The sequence below is a fragment of the Providencia sp. PROV033 genome, assembly GCF_028484855.1.
Taxonomy (GTDB): Bacteria; Pseudomonadota; Gammaproteobacteria; order Enterobacterales; family Enterobacteriaceae; genus Providencia; species Providencia alcalifaciens.
Genome location: NZ_JAMPSW010000204.1, coordinates 1 through 1,427, shown reverse-complemented (window position 1 = coordinate 1,427; position 1,427 = coordinate 1). Strand labels below are relative to the sequence as shown.

Genomic DNA, 1,427 nt, shown 5'->3' with positions numbered 1-1,427 from the left:
ACAACCTTCGGTGGTGTTTGCGGAGCTAAGAAAGGCGGCTTAGCGTTGCACTTCGGACTTGAATCCGCCGCATTTGCATTTGCTAAACCCACATCAACGCTGTCGGTTTGAGCAATATAACGAGCTCTAAAATCTAAATTGTTTTCAACACCATCTTTTAAAGGATAAGCTTTAGATGCAGTAAATAAAGGAATAACGGTATTTACATCATCGGTAATTTGAATACCAACACCTTTAGCAACACCAGATTGACCCGCATCTTTAAGTTCAATAACAGAGTCATCTCCTGGGTAAGAGGTTGCATCAAATTTTACGGATGCTGATGTCACAGTTGTTGGGCAATTAATTAATTTAATAGTAAATTTTGTTGCAGCAGCTGTGCTTCCAGCACTTGGTAATGCTTTCTTAGATACTTTACCTAAGTTCACTTTTAATGCGTCAGAGCCAGCGGCTAATTCACACGCTTGGTCAGTGATTTCACCCGTGAAATCAATTGTTCCATCTGCGGCTAATGCACTATTTACAGCAAAAATAGAAGACGCAGCAATTAACGATGCCAGTAAATTCTTTTTCATTTATTTTCTCCGAGAGATATTTTATTTGAAGAATTGAGGTTCATTAAAATAATGAATTACCCAATTGACGGGTATTTTGACTTTTATTTTAACATTAAACAAGTTTTTGGTTTTTTAGATTTAATTAATTGTTTACTTTGTTTTGTTCTATTTTTATCTTTTAAATCACGGTAGGAGTTGGATTTTATAATAGTTTGTATTTATAAATGTGGGTGTTTTTAAATGATACTTAAAATAAATATTTAATTTCATTATTTACATATTGCTAATGGTTAATTAAGGAGATACACCGTATGAGGGGGATGGGGGAATTAATGTTTCATTTGTTTTTCTAATGGTGGCTGGGAGTGTCATAAAATAATAATCTAAATTATACTTGATTGTTATTCGATATGATTTAAATAAAATCTTGATGTGTTTGTTTATCTCATTTCAATAATCTGAATAAGATGTTTTATTAATGCGGGGCAACTCTGAATTTATTTTTTTAAAAAACAATCAGATTATGAGCCTGATTTTTTTTGTACATACGCCCTGATTGTTTTCTTTTCTTTCTCAGTAAAAATGAAAAAGGTTACCATGTTAATCTCGAAATAGTTGGCATACTGCTTTAATTTATCAATCGGAATTCGAGATTGTCCCTTTTCATAACGAGCTTGTTGTATTTCATCAATACCGATCGCATTCGCAACTTCCTGCAACGACAATATTTTTCGCTCTCGAAGAAATTTTATTTTATGACCAATGATTTCGGATATTGGGTATATATCATGCATTTTGCACCTCTCAATTAATGTAAATGACAGTGATCGTTTTTTATGGGATACACTGTATGTAAAAAAATGGACTAGT

At 32.9% G+C, this 1,427-nt stretch carries 1 protein-coding gene and 1 pseudogene; both read right to left on the bottom strand.

Annotated elements, in window-relative coordinates; genetic code table 11:
• Positions 1-68 precede the first annotated feature (68 nt).
• Positions 69-575, bottom strand: a pseudogene (locus PSF16_RS17345) (fimbrial protein); the annotation flags it as partial.
• 503 nt (positions 576-1,078) lie between these two features.
• On the bottom strand, positions 1,079-1,427 hold a 349-nt coding region (locus PSF16_RS17340; RefSeq protein ID WP_272689799.1), incomplete at its 5' end, for a helix-turn-helix domain-containing protein.